Annotated in this window: 4 protein-coding genes; 3 read left to right on the top strand and 1 reads right to left on the bottom strand. The window is 37.1% G+C overall.

The window, feature by feature from the left end; translation table 11 throughout:
- Positions 1-154: 154 nt before the first annotated feature.
- Positions 155-454: a hypothetical protein gene (locus tag OQ279_RS18085; RefSeq protein WP_066442662.1), complete on the bottom strand. Its 300-nt coding sequence runs from the start codon at positions 452-454 to the stop codon at positions 155-157.
- A 220-nt stretch (positions 455-674) separates the two neighbouring features.
- On the opposite strand from OQ279_RS18085, the gene istA reads away from it, so the two are divergent.
- The 3 genes from istA to OQ279_RS18100 are packed head-to-tail and all read left to right on the top strand — an operon-like array spanning position 675 to position 3,170.
- Entirely contained in the window at positions 675-2,204 is a 1,530-nt protein-coding gene (gene istA, locus OQ279_RS18090; protein ID WP_266071262.1) for an IS21 family transposase, read from the top strand.
- A complete protein-coding gene (istB, locus tag OQ279_RS18095) occupies positions 2,204-2,950 on the top strand; it encodes an IS21-like element helper ATPase IstB (protein WP_066451481.1) in 747 nt (248 codons plus the stop codon). Before istA ends, istB begins: the two co-directional genes overlap by 1 nt.
- Positions 2,951-2,957: 7 nt before the next feature.
- Positions 2,958-3,170 carry a hypothetical protein gene (locus tag OQ279_RS18100; RefSeq protein WP_066443262.1) on the top strand — a complete coding sequence of 71 codons (213 nt, stop codon included), beginning with the start codon at positions 2,958-2,960 and terminating at the stop codon, positions 3,168-3,170.
- Positions 3,171-3,687 lie beyond the last annotated feature (517 nt).

The raw sequence follows: 3,687 nt of genomic DNA on the forward strand, positions 1-3,687 counted from the left end.
AATGCAAACTTTTCACTAAACTGCCCCGCCCGTTTGTTACATAAGAAAAGCCGCCTAATTTGGCAGCTGAACTTGAAAATAAGCACCAGTTAATTCAAGAGTTTGTGTACTATTCACCCAACATTAGTAAATATCTTGTTTCAATCCCATTATCTTAAACTATGAGAATATCCCTTCTTTCCCTCGGTGCGATGATTTGGGTTCCAACAGATAATTCACTTGCCATTCCATCTTTAATTTCTCCAATTACCTCGCCTTTTGTTAACTTGACTCCCTCTATCCAGTCAATACCCGTTACGTAAACTTTATCATTTAGTTCAAAATAATCTGCCTTTGGGTTTTCTTTTAAGACTTGTTCTTTAGTTAAATAACCTGTTTCATTTTCTTGAATGCCATTACAACCTATCAATAAAAACATCAAAATCAAAACAAAGGAATTTCTAACTAAAAACATAGGACACCCTATCGTTAAATAAATTTTTATTCAACAAACTGATTACGGCCATTGAAATGTACCACCAATGACATTCTATTTACCACCTAGTGACAAGAAATGTACCAGCAAATGACAAGCTGTTTACCACTACATTGCCTTCTGTATAATTATTGAGCACACCTATTGGTGTGTCATTATTATTCAGGAGGTTTTTTGTATGATTCATTATCGAAAGATATTGGAATTACAGGATGAGGGTATTAGCCTTAGAGGTATTGCCTCAAGTACTGGCCATTCTCGTCAAAAAGTAACAGAGATCATCACCCTTGCCGAAAAGAAGGGCCTAGTCTGTCCGTTAGAGGAGGAAATGACGGATAAATGGATTGAAGAATTTCTTTTTCCTCAGAAAACATTGGAGGCTTCAGGTCGGCATCCCTTGAATTTTGACTATATTCATGAGGAGTTGGCAAAGCCCAATGTAACACTTTCACTTCTCCACCATGAATATGAAGCTGAATGTAGAGCGAATCAAAAGATCCCATACTCTTATCGAAGTTTCTTACGTCATTACAGTAATTATGCAGATAAATACAAAGCTACTTTGCGCATTCGCAGAAAACCAGGTGAAATCATGGAAGTCGATTGGGCGGGCTCCACAGCATTCATCATTGATAGAGATACTGGAGAAAAGGTAAAAGCCTATGTGTTCGTTGCGACCTTGCCGTGCAGCCAGTTATCATACGCAGAAGCAAGCCTGTCTATGGACTCTCATTCATGGATCACACTTCACAATAATGCCTATAGGTATTTCGGTGGTACGACTCAAATTGTCGTTCCAGACAACCTAAAAACAAGCGTTACTAAGCATACAACCCGCGAATTGATCTTAAATCCTGCTTATAAAGAGATGGCGGACTACTACAATACTGTTGTCATGCCAGCGAGGGTTCGTACCCCTAAAGATAAAGCCAGTGTAGAAGGGTCGGTTGGAGTGATTTCTACTTGGATAATCGCAGCATTAAGAAACATGCATTGCTTTACTATTGATGAATTGAACGAAGAGGTTAGGAAGAGATTAGACGAATTTAATAAAAGACCCTTTACTCGAAAAAAAGGGTCGCGTTTGTCTGCATTTGAAGAAGAAGAGAAATTTGCCCTTTCTCCCCTTCCGATAGAACCTTATAAAATGTCTGAATGGAAAAAGACAACTGTAGCACCTGACTATCATGTTTCCTTCGATAGCATGTTTTATTCCGTACCATACGAATATATCAATCGAGAAGTCGAAGTGAGAGTGTCTGATAAACTCTTAGAGGTGTTTTTTAACCATATGAGAATAGCCTCTCATAAACGATTATATGGTAAATTTGGTCAAACTACCACTGTTCACGATCATATGCCAGATAATCACAAGTTATTCGTTGATCAAACCCCAGAAGCTGCGATTGAATGGGCAGAAAATATTGGAGAATCAACGTTAAGTGTAATTCAATATCTTCTAGATACTTCACAAACAGAGAAGCTAGCCCTACAATCTATATTTTCTTTGAAGAAGTTTGAGCGTCGATACACGAAATATGAGATTGAACGTGCTTGTAAGATGGTAATCTCAATGACTAAAAGACCAACGGTCAAAAGTATTCAAACGCTACTGAAGACTAACAAGAAGAATGACGCAGAGCAAGAATTAAAACGGAAAACAGAAATCAACACAAATAATTTTGGCTTTACACGTGGAGCTTCTTACTATGGGGGAACGGATAAATGATGAATGAACAAACATTAACCAAATTAATCGAGATGAAATTAAGTGGAATGGCAGAAGCCTATAAGGAACAAGCAGCGAATAAAGAATTTCAAAAAATGACTTTTGAAGATCGATTTAGTTTACTTGTCGATTTAGAACATGCCCGCCGAAAGAGTAATAAGCTTCAACGGTTAATCAAAATGGCGACTTTTCTTAATTCCAATGCATGTATTGAAGACCTTGAATATCATGAAGATCGAAGGCTAAACAAAGAACTGATTTTGAAGTTGGCTAGTTGTAATTATATACTTGATAGTCATAACATTATATTAAAAGGACCTACTGGTTCAGGAAAGTCATTCTTAGCTACTGCCTTCGGAGTATCTGCCTGTCGCCAGTTTTTCAACGTTAAATATATTCGATTACCAGAATTACTGGATGAGCTGTCACTCGCTAAATTAGCAGCCGACGGAAGTTATCGGAAGAGCATAAAAAAATATACGAAAGTAGACCTCCTTATCCTAGATGAATGGCTATTAACAGATTTAACAACGGATGAAGCAGCAATCCTCTTGGAAATTACAGAGGCGCGTCATAAGGTGGGTTCCACTATATTCTGTTCACAGATTGATCCTAGTGGATGGCATTTAAAGCTAGGAAATGAAACGATTGCGGAAGCAATCTTAGATCGCATTATTCATGACTCCTATCAAATTCTACTAGATGGAGAAGTTTCTATGCGTGAGCGTCACGGGTTAGGAAGGTAACCTTGATATGGCCACATTAACCCCTAAAGAGATTCAGAAGATTGAAGAATACTATTATTGGGTGGGTTACAAAAACTGGATTCCTTTTCCAAAGGAACCAAATGAAAAGCTTTTAAAGGTATACGGTGAGGAACCTGTTCCTTATAGCTGGACTGAGCAAGATATATTTGAAGGGACTAGAAAGTTAATCTTCAATTATTTCATTAACCACTCTGAGTAGTAATTTAAAATAAAGCCCTACGGGACTACTAGAATGTTAATCTGTAGGGCTTATTGCGTACTGGTAAATACGTTGGCGTAGCCTGGTAAATTCCTTGGCGAAGAGTGGTAAAAAAGATGGCAAGGGTGGTAAAATCCCTTGGCTGTAATCAAACAAACCTGCCCCGTTAATACAATAAGCATAGCTAGACAATTATGTATAAATATAAACATCTATACAGTTCTGCCTTGAGTAATGATTCAAAATGATCAATGAACATACTGCCAAAAAATGCATTATTTAAATGCCAGAAACACCAGACGTTACGTAATCGCTCCAAATTGAGAAATATTGTTTTCTATTGAACAGTATATTTGTTCTATGCAGCAAATATACTGTTGTTTTTTTGTCTTACTTATTATAAATAAACGAACTAAATTATAAATTTAATAAAAGGCCACATTAATAAATTATTTTTTATTAACTACATGGTAACGCTTACTCTCAGCACCAACAACGCACTTGTTGCTCTATACGC

Origin of the sequence: Salinimicrobium profundisediminis (assembly GCF_026241755.1) — a bacterium.
Lineage (GTDB): Bacteria > Bacteroidota > Bacteroidia > Flavobacteriales > Flavobacteriaceae > Salinimicrobium > Salinimicrobium profundisediminis.